The following is a 17,098-nucleotide window of genomic DNA, read 5'->3' as shown; positions in this document are numbered from 1 at the left end:
TCTGCTTCAGGCCGGGTCTGCCTCAGCCGGGCGGTTCGCGGCGCGGGTGCCGCTCAGATGCCGGGCCGTGTTGACGAGCCCGACGTGCGAGTACGCCTGCGGCGTGTTCCCGATCTGCCGCCGCGCGGCGGTGTCGTACTCCTCGCTCAGCAGCCCGAGGTCGCTGCGCAGGCCGAGCAGCCGCTCGAACACCTCGGTGGCCTGCTTCGTCCGGCCGATGCCGTGCAGGGCGTCCGCCAGCCAGAACGTGCAGGCCAGGAACGAGCCCTCCTCGCCGGGGAGGCCGTCCACGCCGCCGTCGGCGCCCGTGTCGTAGCGCAGCATGAACCCGTCCCGGCACAGGTCCCGCTGCACCGCGTCCACGGTGCCGACCACGCGCGGGTCGTTCCACGGCAGGAACTCCACCTGCGGGATGAGCAGGAGCGCCGCGTCGAGCCCGCGGGAGCCGTAGAACTGGGTGAACGTGCCGCGTTCCGCGTCGTAACCGTTCTCGCACACGTCCGCGTGGATCCGCTCCCGCAGCGCCTTCCACCTGTCCGCGGGGCCCTCCAGACCGTGCTTCTCGACGCCTTGGACGGCGCGGTCCACGCCCGCCCACGCGAGCACCTTGGAGTGGACGAAGTGGCGCCGGTCCCCGCGCACCTCCCACAGGCTGTTGTCGGGGTCGCTCCAGTGGCCTTCGAGGAAGTCCATCAGGGCGAGTTGCATGTCCCAGGCGCTCTGCTCCGCCTCGATGCGGGCCTCACGCGCCAGGTGCAGTCCGTCCAGGACCTCGCCCCACGTGTCCAGCTGGAACTGGTCGGACGCCGCGTTGCCGATCCGGACGGGGGACGAGCCCTCGTACCCGGCGAGCCAGTCGACGGTGAACTCGGTGAGCCGCCGGGTGCCGTCGATCCCGTACATGATCTGGAGGTCGGCGGGGTCCCCGGCGACGGCGCGCAGCAGCCACTCGCGCCACGCCCTGGCCTCCGTGGCGAACCCGGTGCCGAGCAGGGCCTGGAGGGTGAACGTCGCGTCCCGCAGCCAGCAGAACCGGTAGTCCCAGTTGCGCGGGCCGCCGAGCTGCTCCGGCAGGGACGTGGTCGCCGCGGCGACGATGCCGCCGGTCGGGGCGTACGTCAGCGCCTTCAGCGTGATCAGCGACCGGCGGACCGCGTCGTCCCACCGCCCGTCGTAGTCGTAGTGGCGCATCCAGTCCGACCAGAACGCCTCGGTGTCGGACAGCGCGCGCTCGGCCTCGACCGCCTTCGGGCGCGGCAGGTGCGACGGCTTGTACGTCAGGACGAACGGGACCCGGTCCCCGGCCGCGACGGTGAAGTCGGCGCACGTCGTCAGGTCGCGTCCCACGAGTTCGACGGGCGTCTTCAGCCACGTCGCGTCCGGTCCCGCGATCGCGTTGATCTCCCCCTCGCGGTGCCGCACCCAGGGCACGATCCGGCCGTAGTCGAACCGCAGCCGCAGCGCCATGTGCATCGGGACGCGGCCGCTGACGCCCTCCACGATCCGGACGACGTCGGCGGCCTCGCCGCGCGGGGGCATGAAGTCGATGAGCCGGACGGTCCCCTCCGGGGTGTCCCACTCGGTCTCCAGGATCAGCGTGTCGTCCCGGTAGCGGCGCCGCGTGCAGAGCCCGCCCGCCGCGGGCGCGACCCGCCAGAACCCGGCGTCCTCGTCGCCGAGCAGGGCGGCGAAGCAGGCCGGGGAGTCGAACCGGGGCAGGCACAGCCAGTCGACGGACCCGTCCCTGCCGACCAGCGCGGCGGTCTGTGTGTCACCGAGCAGCCCATAGTCCTCGATCCGCAGCGCCATGACGCGTACTCCCGCCCTCTGTTCGCCGGCTTCCTCCGAGCTACCCGTGATAGTGGATGTATTCCTCGACCGCCGCCGTTTCCGGAGAAGGAGTCCGGAAACGGCTCCGGCACGGCGGCATGGGAGCTGCCGCCGTGCCGGACATTCAGAGGTCAGGACGGTCTGCCGGGGTGCTTTCCTCTCAGGGCCGCGACGACCGCGCGGTAGGCGGGCTTCTTGGCGTAGTTCTCGTCGAAGAGGAGCGCGGCGCCCTCACCCGGGAACACGTCGGGGATCCAGGAGTACTTGTCGGTCACGCCCCACACGGTGAGGACCTTGCAGCGCGGCACGGCCACGCACGCGGAGACGACCTTCCGGTAGTCGTCCGCCTGGGTGGCGAGCTTCGCGCTGTCGGGCGGCGTCTGCATGCGGATGTCCAGCTCGGTGACGTGCACGTCCACGCCGAGCTTCGCGAACCGCCGCATGTTCTCCCGTATGTCGGACGGGACGTTCCCGAGCGTCAGGTGCGCCTGGAGCCCGACGCAGTCGATCGGGACGCCGCGGCGCTTGAAGTCCCGGACCATCGCGTAGACGGCATCGCTCTTCGCGTTCCGCCCGTCGATGTTGTAGTCGTTGTAGCAGAGCTTGGCCTTGCGGTCGGCAGCGCGCGCGGCCCGGAACGCCTTCTCGATGTAGCCGTCGCCGATGACGCGCTGGAAGACCGTGTCGCGCCTCGCCCCGGTCCCGTCCTCGAATGCCTCGTTCACGACGTCCCAGTAGTGGAGCTTCCCGGAGAAGTGCCCGGCGACGTTCCAGATGTGGTTCCGCATGACGCCCAGCAGCTCGCGCCGCGAGGAGATGTCGCTCACCCAGGTCGGCAGTTGGCTGTGCCAGACGAGGGTGTGCCCGCGGATCTTCATGCCGCGCGACTGGGCATGCCCGACGAGCTGGTCGGCCGGGGCGTAGTTGAACGAGCCCCTGGTCGGCTCGGTCGTCTCCCACTTCATCTCGTTCTCGGGCGTGAGCTGATTGAACTCACGGTCGAGCGTGGAGACGTAGGCCCGCTCGTCCATATGGACCTGCGTAATGGCGGCGCCGAAGACCCGTCCGGTGGCCGCGGCGGCCTTGCCCAGCGTGCCGTGGGCGGCGGGCGCGGGGGACGCCACGGCCGCCTGCGGCGCGAGGAGCAGCGCACCCGCCCCGAGCATCGCGGTGAATGCCTTCCTCATGGTTTCGTTCCTCCTTGCAGGGTGGGGGTTGAGCGAAACCCGGCCCGCCGGCTTTCCGGGGGCCCGAGATAAGAGGCCCTGAGTCCTCCGGTGTCGACCACGATCTTCTGCAGGACGACGGTCGGGTCGACCATCCAGAACTTCAGGGTGTGCGTCCCCGATCCGGTGATGGTGTGGGTGGTGGCGGTGCGGTTCACGTTGTCGGAGGTGTTCCGCTCCCACTGCTTGTTCATGGTGGTGTCGTTGGCGCCCGTCGCCGTGGTGGCATTCACGACCTGTGGCTGTTCGCCGTCGATCGAGACGGCGTATGTCAGCCCCTCGGTCGAAAGGACGCTGTTCCGCGGCGAGAGGTAGGCCCAGACCTTCACCGGGCCCGTGGTGGTCAGCGTCATGTCGTATTCGAGACGCGGCCCCTCACCGGGCTCCTGGATCGGCGCGGTGACCGGGGACGGCGCCATTCCCGCGTCGGTGCGCCCGATTCCCGGAAGGCGGTTCCAGCGCGCTTGGGCGGTGCCGGTCGCGCGGCTGTAATGGCCGGCGTCCATGGAGACATAGCCGCCGGCCTCAACGAAACCGCGTGCCTTGAACGACGCCGGTTTCTTCACGACGGCCTGCACGGTGACCGTGCGGCCGTTCGGCCCGGAAATCTCGATGGGAACGCGGCTGGTGCCCTTCGGGGCGCGGGACCAGTCGACGCGCACGGTCGTCCGGATCTGCTTGCCGACGCGGCCATGGGCGCGGTCGACCTTCACCCACGGTTCGGCCGGGGTGATCCGGTAGGCGAAGGGGTCGGAACCGCGGTTGAAGACCTCGATGTACTGTGCGGGCGCGCTCTGGTAAGGGCTGAATTCCGGGAGGACGGCCTCGGACTTCGACCCCGGCCACCATTCGTCGGAGCCGTCGATCGCCACGCCCATGTCGGCGCCGTCCGGGACGGTGATGCGCTTGAGCTTGGGGAAGATCTCGTCCGGCAGGGCCTCGTTGTTCAGCTCCGGTTGCTGCCAGGGTGCGTTGGGGCCGTACCGTTCGACGTCGCCGTAGCCGATGTGCGGCTGGGTCTGGAAACCGTCCCATTTCCCGCCGGCGAGCCGGGTGTTGTAGTAGGTCGACATGGCCTGGTCGTCGGCGAACCGCGCCTCGGCGAGATCGGCGTAGTCGTTGGTCGCCGCGCGTCCCTGCTCGGCGTAGAGGATGTTGGTGAATTCGGCGTCACGCAGCTCGTACAGGTTCGCCGTCGCCTTCACCTGGTAGTAGACGAGCTGGTAGAAGGCGTCCTGGTACGCCTTCGGCAGCCGCTTGCGGACCCGCTCGGCTCTGGCGGCCAGCTCCCGCCACCGCGCGGTCACGCCGTCCATCTCCCGGTACTGGTTCAAGTAGAAGGGCGTCTGCTGGTCGTCGTAGACGACCGCGCTGGAATCGGTGGGCAGGTCCTTTTCGGGGTCGACGGTGATGCGGCGGTTGAGTAGTTCCGGCTTGCGGAGGGCCTGGAGGTTCCCGTAACCGTCGAGGATCTCGGCGATCTCAGCCGCGTGTTCCGGGCCGAAGTTCTGAGCCGCGTACCGTTCCTGCCATTCCTGGAGCCTGTGCAGCGGCCAGCGGCCGGGATCCCACGCGTAGTCGAGGAAGAACTGGAGCGGCAGCTCGTTGTTCTTCATGTCGCCGACGTTCGCCACCCACAGGTTGCGGATGCCGTACTGGTAGGACTGGTTCAGCTGCTCCCACGTGTTGCCGAGCTGCGCCGTGTCGACCCACTTGTAATTGCGGCCGCCGCCCACGTAGTCGAAGTGGTAGTAGAGCCCGTATCCGCCGGCCCGGTCCGGCAGGCTCCGGTCGGGCATCTTGCGCATGTTCCCCCAGTTGTCGTCGGTGAAGACGACCGTCACGTCGTCGGGAACGCGCAGGCCCCGGTCCCAGTACCGCTGCACCTCCTTGTAGAGCGTCCATACCTGCGGGGTGGCGGACGGGTCCTTCCCGGTGACGTTCTGGAGAATGCTCCGTTCGCTGGAGATGATGTCCTGCATCAGTTCGATGCCGTCGCCGTCCGGCAGGCTGGTGTCGCCGTTGCCGCGCATGCCGAGCGTGACGACGCCTTCGAAGTCCTCGTCGACCATCCGCTCGATGCCGTCCGTCCAGTACTTCTTGATGGCGTCCGAGTTCCGGCGGAAGCTCCATTCGCCCGTCCCGCCGTACGGGTCGTGGCCGGGCTTGGTGATGTTTCCGTCCTCGTCGCGCTCCGCGGGAACGGCGTGCCGGTTCCATTCCTCGATGCCTCGCATCATCGGCGCCTCATGGGACGTCCCCATGACGACGCCGTACTTCTTCGCGGTGGCGTGGTTCAGCGGGTCGTCCTCGGCGAACGCGCGCCCCCACACCGCCGGCCACAGGTAGTTGGCCTTCAGCCGCAGCATCGTCTCGAAGACCTTGGCGTAGAACGCGCTGTTGAATCCGCCGGGATGCCCGGGGGCCTTTCCAGGGCCGAACTGCTTCGGCGCCCACCGGCCGAGCGCCGGGTTCTCGTCGTTGATGAAGAAGCCTCGGTACTTCACCGCGGGAGTGCCCTGCGTGTGCCGGCCCGGCTTCACGTAGAGCGCGCTCCGGTGCCTGGAGGGGACGTCGTCCCACCAGTACCAGGGGGAGACCCCGATGTTCTTCGAGACGTCGTAGGCGCCGTAGATCGTGCCGCGCTGGTCGCTCCCGGCGATCACGAATGCGCGGCGGACGCCCGGCAGCGGCTTGTCCACGACCTGTTCGAGGGTCGTCTCCCACTTCCCGGCGATGCCCCGCACGTCCAGCTTCCCGGACGCGACGAGTGCGTCGACGAGAGGGCTCTTGCCGATCGTGCCGATGATGACGACGTCCCGCCCGGACGGCGCGGTGTCCCGCGCGACCGCCGGTTCCACGCCGGTCACGCGCTCGATGTCGGCCTGGAGGTCCCCGGCGACGCGGACGACGCCGGGGTGGTCGGACCCGCTGACCATGAGCGGGGCGGCCCTCCCGTCCTCGACGAGCGGGAAGTGCCCGCGCCCGTCCCGGAACGAGATGTAGGAGTCGGGGCCGGGCCTCCCAGGGGCGCCATGGCCTTCGGGGGCCGCGGCGGCGGGCGTCGCCGTGAACGCGACGGCGACGGGGACCAGGGCCAGGAGAACCTTCCACGTCCGCGGGGATCTGCCCATCGGCTGTCTCCTCAGTGGGGGAGCGGGCTTCGAAATGTTTCGCTAGCTTTTCGATGGCCGACAGGAAAATATCCCCGGAGGTCCCTTTCGTCAACCACTTGCGTGAGCTTTCGAAGGCCAGGCCGCCGGACGTGGCCACAGCCGCCCTGCTCAGCTTCCGAAATGTTTCGAACCCCGGGACGGCGCCCTCGGCCCCCGCATCCGAGGGGCGTCCCGGGGGACCGGAACATGACTTTCGGTCTCTCCGGGCCATTCCGCCCCCGGCCCCGGGGGCGCCTAAATAAGATCTTTCCAGTGGCCGCAGGACCTTCGCGGTGATGGTCTGCGTGCCGAAAAGAGAGGCCTGACAGGTGACGGACGAGGAAAATCCCCCCGCCGACCTCAATGTGCAGGTGGCGCATCCCGCCCGGATGTACGACTACTACCTGGGCGGGAAGGACAATTACGAGGCCGACCGGAAGGCCGCCGAGGCGTCCCTTGAGGCCGCGCCCGAGCTGCGCGCCATCGCCCGGGAGAACCGCGCGTTCCTGCGCCGCGCCGTCCGCCATCTGGTGGAGTCCGGCGTCCGGCAGTTCCTGGACATCGGCGCCGGGCTGCCCACCCAGCGCAACGTGCACGAGGTTGCCCAGGAGATCGCCCCCGAGACCCGCGTCGTCTATGTCGACAACGACCCGATCGTCCTGGTGCACGCGCGGGCGCTGCTCTCGACGCACCCGCTGGGCAGGACGGCGGTCGTGCAGGCCGACGTCCGCGAGCCCGAGCGCATCCTCGCCGACGACCGGGTCCGCTCGCTGATCGACTTCGAGCGGCCGCTGGCGGTGATGCTGGTGTCGGTGCTCCAGTTCGTCCCCGAGAGGGAGCCGCAGGACCTCGTCGCGCCGCTGCGCGACGCGATGCCGCGCGGCGGGTACCTCGCGGTGTCCCACCCCACCCAGGACTTCCGCGCCAGCCAGGTCGACCAGGTCGCCAGCACCTACACCCGCGCCAAGGCCCCCGCCGTGGCGCGCCGCAAGGCCGAGATCGAGCGCGTCTTCGACGGCTTCGAGCTGCTGGAGCCCGGCATCGTCCAGACCCCGCTGTGGCGGCCGGACGGCCCGGTCACCCCCGACCTCGACCTGATCTGGATGTACGGGGCCGTCGGCCGGAAACTCTGACCCTCCTCCCTCCCTGGAAGGTGACATGGACGTCATCGAGGCCATGAAGACCACGGGCACCTGCCGCCACTTCCGCGCCGACCCGGTGCCGGACGAGGTGCTGATGCAGGCCTTCGAGGCCGCCAGGTTCGCCCCGCAGGGCGGCAACCGGCAGCCCGTCCGCTGGGTCGTCGTGCGCGACAAGGACCGCAAGCGGCGGCTCGCCGAGTGGTACCTGACGCCGTGGAAGGCGTACCTGGCCGGCATCGGGGCCGGGGAGGTCAGCGTCGGCGCGCTGCCGAAGGCCGTCACCGACGCCGACCACTTCGCCGAGCACCTGGACGAGGTGCCGGCCATCGTCGTGCTGTGCGCCGAGCTGGACGGGCTGCACCCCACCGACACCGAACTCGGCCGCCTCAGCGTGGTCGGCGGCGGCTCCATCTACCCCACCGCGCAGAACTTCTGCCTCGCGCTGCGCGCCCAGGGCGTCGCCAGCGCCCTGACCACCCTGCTCGTCCACTACGAGCCGCAGGTCAAGGAACTGCTCGGCATCCCGGACGGCGTGATCACCGCCGCGCACATCGCGGTCGGCTATCCCGACCGCGGATTCCCGACCCGGCTCACCCGCACCCCCGTCGAGGAGATCGTCTTCGACGAGACGTACGGCACCCCGCTCGCCCCCGGCTGACCGTCACGCGGTCAGTTCGCCAGCGCGCCGAGGACGGTGTGCACCGCGGAGGCCACCCCGAGGACCGCGGCGGCGAAGAGGAATACGGTGACCATGAGGAGAAGCTTCGCCAGCAGTTTCACGACGGCTCGGAGAAGGTAGGCGGCCACGGCGAAGAATGCCAGGAGCTGGATCGCTGTTTCAGGCCATGACATCGGGCCCACCCCCCTTGCAAGGCCGCTTCCGTCCGGCTTGAAGGTAACCGGGGAATTCGCCGGGATCTGCGTCCCATGCCGCAGGTGACGTGGGGATTCCCGGCCGGGTGTTGACAGGATCGCGGGGGCGATCATCGTGGAGGCGTGAAGCGCTTTCTGGTGATCGGTGCGCTGGCGGCGGCCGGGCTCGCCGTTCCGGCGACGGCGGGGCAGGCCGACGTGCGGCGCGCGCCCGAGGTGAACCTGGCCCTGGCGGGATCGGCCGCGGCCGCCGGTGGGGGAGACGCCGGGGCCGCGGTGGACGGGAACGCGGCGACGTCCTGGTGCCCCGCCGGGCCGTCCGGGACGGTCACCGTCGACCTGGTCAGGTCCCGCCGGTTGAGCGGGTTCGGTGTCACGCTGCTCGGCTCCGTCCGGGCGGACGTGGCGATCGCGACCGCGACGGCTCCCGGGCGCTTCCACACGGTGCGGCGCGCGTCCGTCGCGGCCGGATCGCCGGTCTGGTTCGCCGCGCGCACCCGTGCCAGGTGGGTGCGGCTGTCGCTCGCCGGAAAGGGCGGCGGGACGCCCTGCCTGGGCGAGCTGCGGGCCATGGGCCGCGGCCCGTCCATGATCATCGGGCACGACCTCTCGTTCGCCGTCCAGGAGAAGGCGGCCGGCGCCCGCTACACGGACCGCGGCCGGACGGCCCCGCCGGAGAGGATCCTCGCCTCCCATGGGGCGAACTACGTGCGGCTCCGCCTGTGGGTGAACCCGCCGGCGGGTTACAGCGACCTGGAGTCCGTCCTCACCATGGCGCGCCGCGCCAAGGCCGCCGGCATGAAGCTGCTGCTCGACCCCCACTACAGCGACTTCTGGGCGGACCCGCAGAAGCAACCCATCCCGGAGGTGTGGGCCGGGCAGGACCTCCCGGCCCTGGCCGCGACCGTGCGCGCCTACACCCGTGACGTGCTGGACCGGCTCCGGGCCCAGGGCACGCCGGCGGACATGCTGCAACTCGGCAACGAGATCCGCAACGGGATGCTCTGGCCGGCCGGGCAGATCGACTGGTCCGCGGGCACCGGCTGGGACGGCCTCGGAACCCTCCTGCGCGCGGCGGCCGCCGGAGCGCGCGACGCCGCCGGCCCGACGCCGACGCTCGTCGTCCATTTCGACCAGGGCGGCGACAACGCCTGGAGCAGGTCGTTCTTCGACCACATCGTCGCGCAGCGCGTGCCGTTCGACGTCATCGGGCTCTCGTACTACCCGTTCTGGCACGGCACCCTGTCCGACCTGCGCGCGAACCTCGACGATCTCGCGAGCCGCTACCGCCGGGACGTCGCGGTCGTCGAGACCCAGTACGGCTGGACGCTCGCCAACGGCGACGACCTCGGCAACTTCCTCTGGCAGGAGTCGCAGCTCGTCCCCGGATACCCGGCCAGCCCGGACGGTCAGCGGGCCTTCCTGTCCGATCTGCTGTCCGCCGTCGCGGCCGTCCCGGGCGGACGCGGCGCGGGCGTCTTCTACTGGCAACCGGAGTGGATCCCCGGTGTCGGCTGGGCGCCCGGCGAAGGCACCCCCAACGACAACCTGACCCTCTTCGACTTCCAGGGCCGCGCCCTCCCGTCCCAGAACTTCGCCGACCCGGCCTCGTTTTGAAAGAACTACGTAGTTACGTAATATTGGGGTCGTGAGTGAGGAGAAGCTTGCGGACAGGGTCGCGCGGCTGGAGGAGCGCGTGGCCGCACTGGACCGTGCACGTCCCGCGGCCGAGCCTCGGGACGGCGACGACACGTTCTGGGCCCTCGACGCCCTGAAGGACCGCGCCGCCGACCCCGGCGCCGTCCTGTTCACCGGATCGGTGACGCTTCCTGGAGGCGAGCACTACGAGTGGCAGCAGGGCCACCCGGTGGACGACCTGCTGTCGGACGACTGGTCCCAGACCGCGGACACGCTGTCGGCGCTCGCGCATCCCGTCCGGCTGCTCCTGCTGCGCGAGATCCTGCACGGCGCCCGCACCACCGCCGAGCTGGCCGCCCACGAGCGCCTCGGCACCACCGGCCAGCTCTACCACCACCTGCGCCAGCTGGTCGCGGTCGGCTGGCTGCGGACCACGGCGCGCGGGCGCTACAGCGTCCCGGGCGAGCGGGTGGTGCCGCTACTCACGGTCCTCGCGGCCGCGCGCCGCTGACCCGACCCGCCGGGAGGAAAGAGATGTACCGGACGATCGCCCGCTTCAGGATGCTGTTCATCCTGCTCGGACTGGCCCTGTGCCTGACGACGCCCCTGCACGGCCTCGGCGCCCTCTCGGTGGCCGGGCTCGTGCTCATCGTGGGCGGTATCGCCCTGGCCTTCGTGCCGGGCGGCGCCCCCGGCCGGGAGCCGGTGGTGCTGCAGAGCCCCGTCCGGGGCCGCTGGATCCCGGTCAACAGCCCCGCCGACAAGGTCCCCAGCCACGGGACGCACGAGCTCGGCCAGACCTACGCGATCGACCTCGTCCACGTGCCGAGCGGTGACTGGCGCCCCATCGGCCGGTGGCCGCTCGCCGCGCCCCCGCACACGTTCCCGGCCTTCGGCCAGGACGTCCTCGCCCCCGCCGACGGCGTCGTCGTCCAGGCGGGCGGCCGGCAGCGCGACCACTGGAGCCGCAACTCCTGGCCCGGCGTCCTCTACCTGCTGCTGGAGGGCATGGTGTTCCGCCAGTTGCTGTCCCTGCTGACCTTCTCGGCGGGCCGCTTCATCGTCGGCAACTCCGTGGTCCTCGACCTCGGCGACGGCGTCTACGCGGTCTTCGCGCACCTGCGCCGCGGCTCCATCCGCGTCAGGAAGGGCGACCGCGTGCGCGCCGGCGACGTGCTCGGCGAGGTCGGCAACTCCGGCAACTCCTCCGAGCCCCACCTGCACTTCCACCTGATGGACCGCCCCCGCCCCCTGACCGCGGCGGGCATCCCCTTCGCCTTCCCCTACGACAGCGACGGCAGCACACGCACCGGCGCCCCTGGCGCTCGCCGTGCTTTCACCGCGTCCACCCAGCCCGTCCACTGACCCTGGCGAAGGCACTCAGTTGCGGACGGCCAGGGCGCCGTAGGCGGAGACCTCGGCGGGAGTGGGGGCGGGCGGCTCGTCGGCGCCGCGCCGCCATCGCGACACCAGGACCACGCCGGGCGAGACGAGGTCGAGCCCCTGATCGGTGAAGACGAGCCGCTCGAACTCGGCCGCCGTCCGGGCCTGGGTGCGCACGCCGTCATCGCGATATCCGGCGGATGCGGGCCGCAGCCGCGGGTCGTGCTCGGGCGTCACATGGGTGGCGAGAACGTAGCTGCCCGGGGGCAGGGCCGCCACGAAGGCCCGCACGATGCCGCCGGGGTCCTGCTCGTCCGGAATGAAATGCAGAATGGCGCTCAGGACGAGTGCGATCGGCTCGTCGAAATCCAGGATGTCGCGCACGAGCCGGCTGCCGATGATGGACCCGGGGTCGCGGAGGTCGGCGTCCAGATACCCCACTCTGCCCCGGGGGTCGGAGACCATCAGCGCGCGGGCGTGCACCAGCACGATCGGGTCGTTGTCGACGTAGGCGATCCGCGCCTCGGGCGTGATCGCCTGGACGACCTCGTGCACGTTCGGCGAGGTCGGGATGCCGGTGCCGACGTCCAGGAACTGGCGGATCCCGGCCTCGGCCGCGAGATACCGGACGCCGCGGAGCAGGAAACGGCGGTTCTCCTGCGCGCCGACGCGAATGGCGGGAAAGGACTCCGCGATCCGGTCCGCCGCGACGCGGTCGGCGGCGAAGTTGTCCTTGCCGCCGAGCAGATAGTCGTACACCCGCGCGGACGAGGGATGGGCGGCGTCGACGAGCGGGCTCAACGGTTCCGGGTCCACCGGGCGTTCCGAGTCCGGCGTTCCCTCTTCTCGTGGGGACGGCACCTTTGGGCCTCCACGCTGCTGGCGGTGAAAGAGGCCGGTAGTTTAACGTGACGCTCGCCGGCCCGGCGATGCCAACGACCGATCGAGGAACGCCAATGAGGATCGTCATCGCGAGCGCGTCCGGGCAGCTCGCCCGCGCCACCACGAAATACGTGCTGGAAAAGGCGTCACCCGACGACGTCATCCTGGTCAGCAGGAATGTGGACGCGCTCGCGGATTTAGCCCGGCGGGGGGTGACCGTCCGGTACGGCGACTACGACCGGCCGGAGTCGCTGCCCGCGGCGTTCGAGGGGGCCGACCGGCTCTACCTGATCAGCCTGCACGAGCTCGGCCACCGCGTGACCCAGCACCGCAACGCCGTCGACGCGGCCGTCGCGGCGGGGGTTCGGCACATCGTCTACACGTCCTACATCATGGTCGACCCCGCCTGCCCGTCCACGGTCGTGCCCGACCACCTGCGCACCCACGAGCTGCTGGACGCCTCCGGGCTGGACATCACCTACCTGCGCAACGGCCTGTACGCCGAGACCCCGGTCACGCAGATCCTCCCGCCCGCGGTCGCCCGCGGCGTGCTGGTCGACAACACCGCCCACGCCCGGGGCGCGTTCGTCCACCGCGACGACTGCGCCGCCGTCGCGGCCGAGGTCCTGACCTCTTCCGGCCATGAGGGGCGCACCTACGACGTCACCGGTCCGGAAGCGCTCGGTTTCGCCGACCTCACCGCGCTCGCCGCCAAGGTCACCGGCCGCCCCGTCGCCTACCAGAGCGTGGACGACGAGACCTTCGACGCCCAGCTGCGCGCCGCCGGCGTCCCCGACGACGTCCGCGGCATGATCGTCTCGTTCGGGACGTCCCTGCGCGCCGGCTTCGGCGAACCCGTGACCGACACGGTCCGGCGCCTCACCGGCCGTCCCGCCCGCCCGATCGTCGACCTGATGGAGCGGCACCGCGCCCTCCTCGCCGGCGCCTCCGCCTGAGCACGAGCGCACTTCGCCTGAGCAAGCGCACGAAGACCGGTGGGCGCCTACTGGGCGTGCCCACCGGTCCCTGACAGATGCTGAGGGTGTAGCGAGACCTTTGTTCGTTCGGCCTGCTGTGCGCTCTCCCTTCCTGTCGGTACGCGTCTTGACCTTCGCCGAGTGGCTACAGGGCCGGAGGGGAGCGCTGGCGCCGCAGGATGCCGCGCCGCCTCCCGGGGCTGGACGGCGGCGCCGTCCGTAGGCCGCGAGTGCCGGAGAGATATCTCGACGGTCGTCCGGCCGGTGGCGTCCGGGGAGGAGCGGGCGGCCCAGGCCGCGCGGGCGGTGCGCCATAGCTCGCCGCGATCAGCGCGTCGAACTCCCGACGCAGCCACTGGTCGTCGTTGCAGATCAGGTCTGCGAACCCCGCGCCCGGCCGCGTCGTGCCCAGGCCGTCCATGTCGATCACCCCCCGGAAACCTCTGCCAGCGCCACCAGGTCATCGACCGCAATAGTCTTTCTATATCCACTACTACAGGTTTCTGTCAACCGGGGGGCGAGCAAATCTCTGCGCCGCAGATGACTTGACATCCGGCTAGAAGTTACCTACAACTGTGATTGAAGGTTTCCTCTTGTGCGAGGAACAGGGACCTGGCGTCCGGTGGGGGACGCCGGGAAGGGTCTTCGGAGGTGAAGCACGATGCTGCTGACGTCGATCGATCCGTTCGTGCAGGAGTTCGAGCGCCAGTTCGACCGGGCGGTCCGCCAGGCCGGCCTGGGCAGCGGAGCGGGGATGCCGATGGACGGGATCCGCCGCGCCGACGACGTCGTCCTGCGGTTCGACCTCCCCGGGGTGGACCCCGGCTCCGTCGAGGTCACGGTCGATCGCGGCGTCCTGTCGGTGACCGCGCGCCGCGAGGAGGAGTTCGGCGAGGACGAGCGGGTCTTCGTCCGCGAGCGTCCGATGGGCTCCTTCACCCGCAGGGTGTACCTGTCGGAGCACCTGGACGCCGAGGCGGTCGAGGCCGCGTACAACAACGGCGTCCTGGCCGTCCGGATCCCGGTGCTGGAGCGGGCCAGGCCCCGCAAGGTCGCCGTCCAGCAGTCCGGCGACGGGCCGCAGGCGATCAAGAGCTGACCGGCGGCGCGGCAGATGGATCAGTGCCTCGGGCCGGCGGGCCGCCACGGCGCCCGCCGCCCCGAGGCCGCTCTGTGCGGAAGGACGGCATGGGAAAGGAGCGGCGATGAGACTTCCGGCCGATGACGAGCACGCGGCGCTGTTCACCGTCGGGCAGGTCGCGGACATGCTGCACGTGCGGCAGGCGTTCCTGCGCCGCATCGACGAGCACCAGGTCGTCTCGCCGCAGCGCTCGGCCGGCGGGCAGCGCCGCTACAGCCGCCACGAGATCGGCCGCGTCCAGGAGGTCGCGGCGATGATGGACGAGGGCATGACGCTCCCGGCCATCCGCCGCATCATCGAGCTGCGGGCCGCGCTGGCGGAGATCACCGCCGAGCGCGACGAGCTGGCCGCGCGGCTGGCCGCCCTCGGCGAGCGGCGCGGCGACCGGGCGCCCGGCGGCGATCCGGGCGCCGCCTGATGTGACGGGGCGGTGACGTGGGATCGTCGGCGCGGCACCCGCTGGGCATCACCACCAGCCGGCGGGGCGACACGACCGTGATGATGCTGGCGGGCGAGCTGGACATGGCCGGCGATGCCCGGCTCCGCGCCCGCGTCGCCGCGGCGCTGGCCGACCGTCCCCGGACCCTGGTGCTGGAGCTGTCCGGGCTGGAGTTCATCGACTGCACCGGCCTGTCGATCATGATCTGGGCCCGGAACCGGCTGGACCGCGACGGCGCGACCCTGCGGATCCGCAACGCGCGGCCGATGGTCGCGCGGGTCCTCGATTTCGGTGGCCTGACCCGCAACATGGCCGGGCCGCCCGCCGCGGGCGGCTGAGACCGCGCGGCCCGCTAGGAGGACCCGGGCGGACGCTCCTCGCGAAGCCGCGCGTTGATGCGCTGGGCCTCGGCGAGCTGGTCCTCCAGGATGATGATGCGGCAGGCCGCCTCAAGGGCGGTGCCCTCGTCGACCAGGTCCCGGGCGCGCTGGGCCAGCCGGAGCTGGTACCGCGAGTAGCGCCGGTGCCCGCCGGACGAGCGCTGCGGGACGATCAGCCTGGCGGCGTCCAGGCTGCGGAGGAACGCCGGGGTCACGCCCAGCATCTCCGCGGCACGCCCCATGCTGTAGGCGGGGTAGTCCTCGTCGTCGAACTTGTCGTCGAGCCGGTCGCCGGAGTCGTCCTGCGCGGTGATCCGGTCGCCGTTCTGGGCTGATGAGTCGCCGGCCCGAGCCGACTGGGGTGCTTTCACGAAACCTTCCGTACTGCCGTTCGGTAGTGCCGCCTCCGGCCCGCCGGAGCCTCCGGCCGGAAAGCACAACAGGGGCCCCGGCGCCAACCGCGGCGCCGGGGCCCAGAGGTGCAACACCACCTAACCGGCCCTCCGGCCGGTGTTCCGTGCCGTCCGCCCGGAAAGGCGGAGGCGCGGGGATCGCGGATGCGTGACCGCCGCCCGCTGTTCGATCGTCGGGGCCGCGGTACCCGCACGGCGTGACTGGAGCCGTTGACGGGCGATCCTGATGGCGCCGGTGCCTCCCTTCCTCATCACTACCTGTACTGCGTGTTCCTTGCGTTCCTGCACTTCCGGCGGTCCGTTGACCGCCGAACCGCGGACCGGCTGCCGGAACCCCTTCCGTTGCGTTGGCCCCGGCACGCCCGGCCCGCGTCATCCATCTGCTCGGGCGGCTCGTCCGCCGCCCCATCTCGTGGACTCTTCTCGCTTCGATGCAAGGAACGCTACCCGACTCCGCCGCGAATATCTACCTCACTCACTACAGAGTTTCGTAGATCACAGGTTTTCGTTATCTCCGCCGAGGGAGCGGGCGATCCGCGCCAGCACGCCGGCGACCAGGTCGGGACGGCTCCATTGCGGGCAGTGGCCGGTCGGCAGGGTGACGACCTCGTGCGGGCGCCCGGCCGCGGCGTCGCAGAGCAGCTCCGGCAGCCGGTCGTCCGCCGCCCGGACCCGGGTGAACGGCAGGCTCCGCCACGCCGCGCCCCGCACCGGCTGCGTGTTCACCAGCGGGTTCTCCGGACGCAGCAGCGCGACCGCCTCCGCCGCCCGCTCGGCGGGGCAGTCGTGGAAGAGCGCCTCCAGCGCGCTCTCCCGCGTGAGGACGACGCGGCCGTCCGCGAGCGCCTCGGCCTCCTCGCCGCCCGGACCGCCGTCGCCGTGCCGCTTGGCCAGCCCGGCTAGGCTGTCGCCGCCGTCGGGGATCGCGGCGGCCAGATAGACCAGGTGCCGGACGGCGCGGTGCGGACCGGCGGCGGCCTCGCTGATCACCATTCCCGCGTACGAATGGCCGCACAGCACGACCTCGTCCAGACCGTCCAGGAAGTCCCGGACGGCGCGGGCGTCGTCGCGCAGGTCGGCGTCCGGGCCGCGCATGCTCGGCAGGTCGACCGACAGCGCCCGCACGCCCTGCTTCTCCAACTCCCCGATGGTCTCCGTCCAGATCCACGGGCCGAGGAAGCCGCCGTGGACCAGCACCACGATGGGCGCGGAACGGGGGAGGGGCTCGGTGCCCCGCTCCCGGCGTCGCGGGAGTTTCCTGGTCTGGCCGAGGTCGACCGGCTCCTCTCGCCCGCCGCCGTGCGGCCTGCGCGCCGCGCCTCCGACCTGGCCACCGCGTTCGGACATCGCCATCACCTCGGTCCGCCGGACGCCGCCGAAGCAGGACATACCCGGCCAACCGCCCCGCCACCCGCGGCACCGGCACGCCGATCCGGGTGACCACCGCCGTCCACGCCGGTGCAACGCCGACCCGCGGCGCCTCTACGCCTCGGCCATGAGCAACGGCGGGTTCTTTACCAGCAAGATTGCCTGCGGGAACAGACGGTTCGCGGCGTTCGCTCCGGTCGCCGGGCAACCGGGCGACCAGGTCGCGGCCAGCACCGTCATCTGGGCATTCG

The 17,098-nt window shown here is 71.2% G+C and carries 17 protein-coding genes; 9 read left to right on the top strand and 8 right to left on the bottom strand.

Translation table 11 applies throughout. The annotated features are described in order from the left end of the window. Window positions 1-6: 6 nt before the first annotated feature. The 3 genes from K8Z49_RS18155 to K8Z49_RS18145 form a co-directional block, all read right to left on the bottom strand. Entirely contained in the window at window positions 7-1,809 is a 1,803-nt protein-coding gene (locus tag K8Z49_RS18155; protein WP_412519907.1) for a glycoside hydrolase family 15 protein, read from the bottom strand. Between the two features lie 152 nt (window positions 1,810-1,961). Further along, complete coding sequence (locus K8Z49_RS18150) at window positions 1,962-3,017, bottom strand: endo-1,4-beta-xylanase (protein WP_412519905.1); 1,056 nt, start codon at window positions 3,015-3,017, stop codon at window positions 1,962-1,964. After that, the gene (locus K8Z49_RS18145) at window positions 3,014-6,190 is read right to left on the bottom strand and encodes a glycosyl hydrolase 115 family protein (RefSeq protein WP_412519903.1); all 3,177 of its coding nucleotides are present in this window, start codon (window positions 6,188-6,190) and stop codon (window positions 3,014-3,016) included. The genes K8Z49_RS18150 and K8Z49_RS18145 overlap by 4 nt, the downstream gene beginning before the upstream one ends. Window positions 6,191-6,540: 350 nt before the next feature. On the opposite strand from K8Z49_RS18145, the gene K8Z49_RS18140 reads away from it, so the two are divergent. After that, a complete protein-coding gene (locus K8Z49_RS18140) occupies window positions 6,541-7,344 on the top strand; it encodes an SAM-dependent methyltransferase (protein ID WP_244938422.1) in 804 nt (267 codons plus the stop codon). 25 nt (window positions 7,345-7,369) lie between these two features. Then, window positions 7,370-8,011: a nitroreductase family protein gene (locus K8Z49_RS18135; protein ID WP_250357456.1), complete on the top strand. Its 642-nt coding sequence runs from the start codon at window positions 7,370-7,372 to the stop codon at window positions 8,009-8,011. 11 nt (window positions 8,012-8,022) lie between these two features. On the opposite strand, the gene K8Z49_RS18130 is transcribed toward K8Z49_RS18135, so the two are convergent. Next, window positions 8,023-8,205, bottom strand: coding sequence for a hypothetical protein (locus K8Z49_RS18130; protein ID WP_021591854.1), 183 nt, complete (start codon window positions 8,203-8,205; stop codon window positions 8,023-8,025). A 144-nt stretch (window positions 8,206-8,349) separates the two neighbouring features. Between K8Z49_RS18130 and K8Z49_RS18125 the strand changes: the two genes are divergently transcribed. Genes K8Z49_RS18125 through K8Z49_RS18115 form a run of 3 tightly spaced genes read left to right on the top strand, consistent with a single transcriptional unit; the run spans window position 8,350 to window position 11,229 of the window. Next, window positions 8,350-9,843 (top strand): glycoside hydrolase family 53 protein, encoded by a 1,494-nt coding sequence (locus K8Z49_RS18125; RefSeq protein WP_083598110.1) that lies wholly within the window; start codon window positions 8,350-8,352, stop codon window positions 9,841-9,843. Between the two features lie 31 nt (window positions 9,844-9,874). Beyond that, complete coding sequence (locus tag K8Z49_RS18120; protein ID WP_412519900.1) at window positions 9,875-10,375, top strand: ArsR/SmtB family transcription factor; 501 nt, start codon at window positions 9,875-9,877, stop codon at window positions 10,373-10,375. Window positions 10,376-10,398: 23 nt separating this feature from the next. Further along, window positions 10,399-11,229, top strand: coding sequence for a M23 family metallopeptidase (locus tag K8Z49_RS18115; RefSeq protein ID WP_412519898.1), 831 nt, complete (start codon window positions 10,399-10,401; stop codon window positions 11,227-11,229). 15 nt (window positions 11,230-11,244) lie between these two features. On the opposite strand, the gene K8Z49_RS18110 is transcribed toward K8Z49_RS18115, so the two are convergent. Next, window positions 11,245-12,063, bottom strand: coding sequence for an SAM-dependent methyltransferase (locus K8Z49_RS18110; RefSeq protein ID WP_021591858.1), 819 nt, complete (start codon window positions 12,061-12,063; stop codon window positions 11,245-11,247). 140 nt (window positions 12,064-12,203) lie between these two features. Between K8Z49_RS18110 and K8Z49_RS18105 the strand changes: the two genes are divergently transcribed. The 4 genes from K8Z49_RS18105 (at window position 12,204) to K8Z49_RS18090 (ending at window position 15,024) form a co-directional block, all read left to right on the top strand. Beyond that, window positions 12,204-13,085, top strand: a complete 882-nt coding sequence (locus K8Z49_RS18105) for an NAD(P)H-binding protein (protein ID WP_021591859.1) — start codon at window positions 12,204-12,206, stop codon at window positions 13,083-13,085. A gap of 682 nt (window positions 13,086-13,767) precedes the next feature. After that, entirely contained in the window at window positions 13,768-14,205 is a 438-nt protein-coding gene (locus tag K8Z49_RS18100) for an Hsp20/alpha crystallin family protein (protein ID WP_021591860.1), read from the top strand. Between the two features lie 106 nt (window positions 14,206-14,311). Further along, window positions 14,312-14,665: a MerR family transcriptional regulator gene (locus K8Z49_RS18095; RefSeq protein WP_021591861.1), complete on the top strand. Its 354-nt coding sequence runs from the start codon at window positions 14,312-14,314 to the stop codon at window positions 14,663-14,665. Window positions 14,666-14,682: 17 nt separating this feature from the next. Continuing rightward, a complete protein-coding gene (locus tag K8Z49_RS18090; protein WP_083598116.1) occupies window positions 14,683-15,024 on the top strand; it encodes an STAS domain-containing protein in 342 nt (113 codons plus the stop codon). A gap of 14 nt (window positions 15,025-15,038) precedes the next feature. Here the strand turns inward: K8Z49_RS18090 and K8Z49_RS18085 are convergent, their stop codons facing one another. The 3 genes from K8Z49_RS18085 to K8Z49_RS18075 all read right to left on the bottom strand — a co-directional run bounded on the left by K8Z49_RS18085 (window position 15,039) and on the right by K8Z49_RS18075 (window position 17,087). Continuing rightward, window positions 15,039-15,308 (bottom strand): MerR family transcriptional regulator, encoded by a 270-nt coding sequence (locus K8Z49_RS18085; protein WP_081842208.1) that lies wholly within the window; start codon window positions 15,306-15,308, stop codon window positions 15,039-15,041. A gap of 666 nt (window positions 15,309-15,974) precedes the next feature. Then, complete coding sequence (locus K8Z49_RS18080) at window positions 15,975-16,826, bottom strand: alpha/beta fold hydrolase (RefSeq protein WP_412519894.1); 852 nt, start codon at window positions 16,824-16,826, stop codon at window positions 15,975-15,977. A gap of 135 nt (window positions 16,827-16,961) precedes the next feature. Then, window positions 16,962-17,087, bottom strand: coding sequence for a hypothetical protein (locus tag K8Z49_RS18075; RefSeq protein WP_268746371.1), 126 nt, complete (start codon window positions 17,085-17,087; stop codon window positions 16,962-16,964). Window positions 17,088-17,098 lie beyond the last annotated feature (11 nt).

Origin of the sequence: Actinomadura madurae (assembly GCF_047130825.1) — a bacterium.
Classification (GTDB): Bacteria; Actinomycetota; Actinomycetes; order Streptosporangiales; family Streptosporangiaceae; genus Spirillospora; species Spirillospora madurae.
Note: the sequence above shows the minus strand (reverse complement) of the source record. Positions and strands in the feature narration are given on the sequence as shown.

Excerpts from the sequence above, each read along its gene's own strand:
- K8Z49_RS18145 (WP_412519903.1), bottom strand. The coding sequence starts at position 6,190 with ATGGGCAGATCCCCGCGGACGTGGAAGGTTCTCCTGGCCCTGGTCCCC.
- K8Z49_RS18155 (WP_412519907.1), bottom strand. The coding sequence starts at position 1,809 with ATGGCGCTGCGGATCGAGGACTATGGGCTGCTCGGTGACACACAGACC.
- K8Z49_RS18105 (WP_021591859.1), top strand. The coding sequence starts at position 12,204 with ATGAGGATCGTCATCGCGAGCGCGTCCGGGCAGCTCGCCCGCGCCACC.
- K8Z49_RS18115 (WP_412519898.1), top strand. The coding sequence starts at position 10,399 with ATGTACCGGACGATCGCCCGCTTCAGGATGCTGTTCATCCTGCTCGGA.
- K8Z49_RS18150 (WP_412519905.1), bottom strand. The coding sequence starts at position 3,017 with ATGAGGAAGGCATTCACCGCGATGCTCGGGGCGGGTGCGCTGCTCCTC.
- K8Z49_RS18095 (WP_021591861.1), top strand. The coding sequence starts at position 14,312 with ATGAGACTTCCGGCCGATGACGAGCACGCGGCGCTGTTCACCGTCGGG.
- K8Z49_RS18135 (WP_250357456.1), top strand. The coding sequence starts at position 7,370 with ATGGACGTCATCGAGGCCATGAAGACCACGGGCACCTGCCGCCACTTC.
- K8Z49_RS18075 (WP_268746371.1), bottom strand. The coding sequence starts at position 17,087 with ATGACGGTGCTGGCCGCGACCTGGTCGCCCGGTTGCCCGGCGACCGGA.
- K8Z49_RS18100 (WP_021591860.1), top strand. The coding sequence starts at position 13,768 with ATGCTGCTGACGTCGATCGATCCGTTCGTGCAGGAGTTCGAGCGCCAG.
- K8Z49_RS18130 (WP_021591854.1), bottom strand. The coding sequence starts at position 8,205 with ATGTCATGGCCTGAAACAGCGATCCAGCTCCTGGCATTCTTCGCCGTG.
- K8Z49_RS18085 (WP_081842208.1), bottom strand. The coding sequence starts at position 15,308 with ATGGGGCGTGCCGCGGAGATGCTGGGCGTGACCCCGGCGTTCCTCCGC.
- K8Z49_RS18080 (WP_412519894.1), bottom strand. The coding sequence starts at position 16,826 with ATGTCCGAACGCGGTGGCCAGGTCGGAGGCGCGGCGCGCAGGCCGCAC.